The following is a 3659-nucleotide window of genomic DNA, read 5'->3' on the forward strand; positions in this document are numbered from 1 at the left end:
ACCCTGGCAGGGTTTTCACCTGCTGAATCGTCCGAGCTTTACCCGGCGCACTCACTTCTCACCTCCTTCACACTTTTTCAGAGCATGTTGGACTTGTTGCCCTTAGATTACCATAGGGGAGGTGGTATGTAAAGCCATCGATTTGCCTCACGTAAAATCTAGCCGAAAGGGATTCGTTGATAACATGAAACCCTCATGGCACAAGTGCCACAAAAGAGCATGAAAATTAAGCCAAAGGTTATGTGGCTTCCTTCGAATGAGTATATTCTATCTAAGACTGTAGACTAAGGAGGAGGTCACAATGGAGGTAATAATTGAAAGGGCATGTGGGCTTGATGTGCACAAGGAGACAGTTACAGCTTGTGTAATGGGTGATGGCATTAAGAAGGAGATCAGGACCTTTAGCACCATGACTAATGATTTATTGCGCTTAAAGGAATGGCTGAAGGATCATAAAGTGACCCATGTAGCCATGGAAAGCACAGGCATATACTGGAAGCTTATCCTACCGTGATATGATGGTTTAAAAACCATGTTCGTTCGAATCTCTCGGGTGAGGAATCTTGGATACATCCAGGTGGTTGAAAGCTACCAGGAGCAAGGCCAAAGCAAGCAGCGGGTGCTCTGCTCTCTGGGCCGGTTGGAGAAAGGGAGCTATGAGGCGGCCCGCTGGGCCGTCAGAGACTGGAAGCGCCTGGGCCGGGCCAAGGTGGTGCTGGCCGAGATAGAAGATCGATCCGGTCCTAGGCAAGCAAAAGGGTACCTCAGCAGGTATCGCCGCTGGAAGTGATTTCTTAAGGAGAGCTTAAACTATGACAAGAGAAAAGGAACACCGTCAGCGTCTTAAGTACCAGGTGGCCTCGGCCAGGAAGAAGACCCTTGAAAATCAGCTGGCCGTCCAGCTCACCACAGAGCTAGGGATGAGCGAGACCGAAGCAAAACTGCCAGGCCACCGTATGAGCCAGTGGGTCCTCTCAAGGCCCGGGGTACGTGGACCAAATCAGGTACTGATGGAGGCAGCAGCCGGTCGGGCCTCCTTCATCCGCAACTGGCGCCGGGTTACCAAAAAGGTAAGGCTTACCCCTTTCGATACCGAGGATCTCGATCTGGAGCTGTCCTTTGGCCTGGCCACCATGCAGAGGGGCCGCCTCCTCCGGATGATCGAAGAGACCTACCAACAGGACGCCCTCTTAAGCTCCAAGCAGTTAAGTCTCATTTGCAACATCACCCCTCCCTCTTTACGATCCAGGTTGCAGAAGTTAAGGGAACAAGGCATCTCTCGTCCCGGTCCTGGGACTTTCGAAGAAGGACCAAGCCCTTGGTGGTATGCTCCGCTCCACCTGGGCCATGGCCCGCTACCTGGAGGGCAGTTCCCTCCAGGAGATCAGACGCACCGCTGCCCTGTCCTGGGAGCGCCTTAGGGACCTCTTGGCCCGCTTCGCCGGCCTGGCCACCCAGGTGCTGGCCGGAAACTTCCAGGCCCAAGGGTCCGAGGAGGCCGAGTGGGTAGAGCTGATCCGGTCTACCCCAAGGGATAAGCTCAAGCAGCTCCTCTACGAACCCCTTAGCCGGGAAAGAGGAGGCACCTGGGCCGAGCTGGAGGCCGACTTCGCTCTTTCGCCGGTGAAGCTGCGAGCCCTCAGGGAGATTCTGGAAGAACTTAGCACCACCTTGTCCGAACAGCGTCCTGACGGCGAGGTAATCTATTGGGCAGTCTCCTCTAGGGAGCCGGCGGGAAAGCCCCTGGAGGCCTGCCAGCTGGTTCCGGTCAGGCTCACCCTGTGGGACCCCCAGGATATGCCCTCTTCCGAGGAAGATAGAGACCTTAACCGTCTGAGTGGGGTCAAACTAAAGAAGGTACTGCGCTACGCTACCCAGGCCAAGGAGGGCGGTGGCTACCTCACCTACGCCGACTTGGGGTACCTTCTGGGCATCCACACCGAGGCCATCCGGGGTCTCATCGGCAGAACTTCGGCCGTGGTGGTCCCCCTAAGGGGCGTCGAGTGCGACATCGGGCGGGGAGTTACCCACCGCAAGAAGATCATCGAGCTGTACCTTGAGATGCACACTGAAACGGAGATCGTGGCCCGTACCGGCCACTCCTACGAGTCGGTGGAAAACTACATCAAGGAATTTGCTGCCGTGGTGGTTCTTTCTGAGCGAGGCCTCCCCCCACCACTCATCCGGCGGGTGACCGGCCGCTCCATGAAGTTGGTAAAGACCTACCTCGAACTTATCCGGGAGCACTCGGGCCCCCGAGTACGCCTTCCGGCTGCATCACCTAAGAAAAGTCTTCCTGGCCCATGAGGCGGAGTTTAAAAAAACCAGCGGGGGCGAGTATTATGAACCGACGGGAGATTTACCGCCCTCTCACCGAGCGGACCCTGGAAAACTACCAGGTCTCCTACCTGGCCAGACGATACGATTTCGGCAAGGAGTCCCGGGTGGCTTACCTGATCGTGGGCGAAATCAACTCCCAGATGGAGAAGGCCGAAGCCCGGCTGGGAATCCAAAGGGTTAGGCCCTTCGAACTCTACCTGCGCCGGGGCAAAAAGAGCTTAAGACTGCCTCTCTTCCGGCCCGAATACCTGGAAGCCCATCTTGGCCGGGGAAGACTTTACTCAAGCAAGGAAGATGGTGCTGGCCGCCTGTCTTAAGCGCTACCAGCAGGTTTTCCCTAGAGTCACTAAGGAGCAGGTGCTCTTGATTATCGACCCCTGGGCCCGCGTGAGAAGAAAAGGCCCCTCCCGCTACACCGACCAGATCCGTACTTCCGTTGCGCTCCACAACGAGGAGGACTCGGCCTACTGGCGCCAACAGATCGATAGTATCCGGCCGGCCCTACCTACCACCCGGCTTGGAACCCTTGACCTCTCCGCCCCGGCTTCGGTGATAAATGCATTGACTAACTTCGTCTGTACCGAGGCCAGGCTGGGAAAAGCGGTGGCCCGCCAGCTGGTGGAGGAAGTGATCACCTTAAGGAATGTCTGTTGCCCGCGCACCAGGCAACTACAAAGTGGGGAGATGCCGCTTCTTACCACCCACGTCAGGGCCCACCTTTCGGAGGAGGTAGCCACCCGCTTCCGCCGCCAGGCTCCGGTAATCCTTACCGTGTGGACGCCAGAGGAACTGGCCAACTGCCCTCACACTGTGCCCGACTACCTTGAGCTTTTGAAGAAGCGCATCGTCAGGGTCTGCTTTGAGGCCCACCGACAAAATGGACTCCTTACCCTCATGGAGCTGCAGTGGATCTTTCAGATGAGCTCGGTCAGAATCTCCGAACTCATCTGCAGCTTTGAGAAGGACCACAACCTCGTTGTGCCCACTCCGGGCACGGTGTTGGATGCCGGAAGGAGCATTACTCATAAAGAGGTGGTTGTAAGCCTTCACCTCCAGGGTTACACGGTAAAAGAAATAGCCCGCATTACTCACCACTCGCCACGGGCGGTGGACAACTACGTGGGCACCTTCGAGGCCGTGCTTATCCTTTACCTCTTCGGGATGCCACCCCATCTGATGACCAGGCTGCTCAGAAAAGGCATTACCCTGGTCAAAGAGCACCTGGAGCTGGTAAAAGAGTTCTACCGCGACCAGCAGGAGATAAGAAAATATCTTGTGGCCAAGGGGGTGAGGATCTAAACCATCATATCTTGACAATC

General features: G+C 56.3%; 5 protein-coding genes and 1 pseudogene. All 6 read left to right on the forward strand.

Going from position 1 to position 3659, the window contains the following annotated elements:
- Positions 1 to 301: 301 nt before the first annotated feature.
- Positions 302 to 499 (forward strand): annotated as a pseudogene (locus HW443_RS09820) (IS110 family transposase); the annotation flags it as partial.
- Between the two features lie 78 nt (positions 500 to 577).
- On the forward strand, positions 578 to 790 hold the full coding sequence (locus HW443_RS09825) for a hypothetical protein (RefSeq protein ID WP_176238123.1): 213 nt from the start codon (positions 578 to 580) through the stop codon (positions 788 to 790).
- A 22-nt stretch (positions 791 to 812) separates the two neighbouring features.
- Positions 813 to 1421: a DUF1670 domain-containing protein gene (locus HW443_RS09830; protein ID WP_176238124.1), complete on the forward strand. Its 609-nt coding sequence runs from the start codon at positions 813 to 815 to the stop codon at positions 1419 to 1421.
- Positions 1327 to 2307: a DUF1670 domain-containing protein gene (locus HW443_RS09835; protein WP_176237079.1), complete on the forward strand. Its 981-nt coding sequence runs from the start codon at positions 1327 to 1329 to the stop codon at positions 2305 to 2307. Before HW443_RS09830 ends, HW443_RS09835 begins: the two co-directional genes overlap by 95 nt.
- Before the next feature lie 35 nt (positions 2308 to 2342).
- Complete coding sequence (locus tag HW443_RS09840; protein WP_176237080.1) at positions 2343 to 2657, forward strand: hypothetical protein; 315 nt, start codon at positions 2343 to 2345, stop codon at positions 2655 to 2657.
- On the forward strand, positions 2602 to 3639 hold the full coding sequence (locus tag HW443_RS09845; RefSeq protein ID WP_258189012.1) for a DUF1670 domain-containing protein: 1038 nt from the start codon (positions 2602 to 2604) through the stop codon (positions 3637 to 3639). The genes HW443_RS09840 and HW443_RS09845 overlap by 56 nt, the downstream gene beginning before the upstream one ends.
- Positions 3640 to 3659: the final 20 nt, after the last annotated feature.

Origin of the sequence: Candidatus Hakubella thermalkaliphila (assembly GCF_013281975.1) — a bacterium.
Taxonomy (GTDB): domain Bacteria; phylum Actinomycetota; class Humimicrobiia; order Hakubellales; family Hakubellaceae; genus Hakubella; species Hakubella thermalkaliphila.

What these genes read in the sequence shown, in the direction of transcription:
- HW443_RS09840 (WP_176237080.1), top strand. Translation starts at nt 2,343, where the DNA reads ATGAACCGACGGGAGATTTACCGCCCTCTCACCGAGCGGACCCTGGAA.
- HW443_RS09830 (WP_176238124.1), top strand. Translation starts at nt 813, where the DNA reads ATGACAAGAGAAAAGGAACACCGTCAGCGTCTTAAGTACCAGGTGGCC.
- HW443_RS09835 (WP_176237079.1), top strand. Translation starts at nt 1,327, where the DNA reads ATGCTCCGCTCCACCTGGGCCATGGCCCGCTACCTGGAGGGCAGTTCC.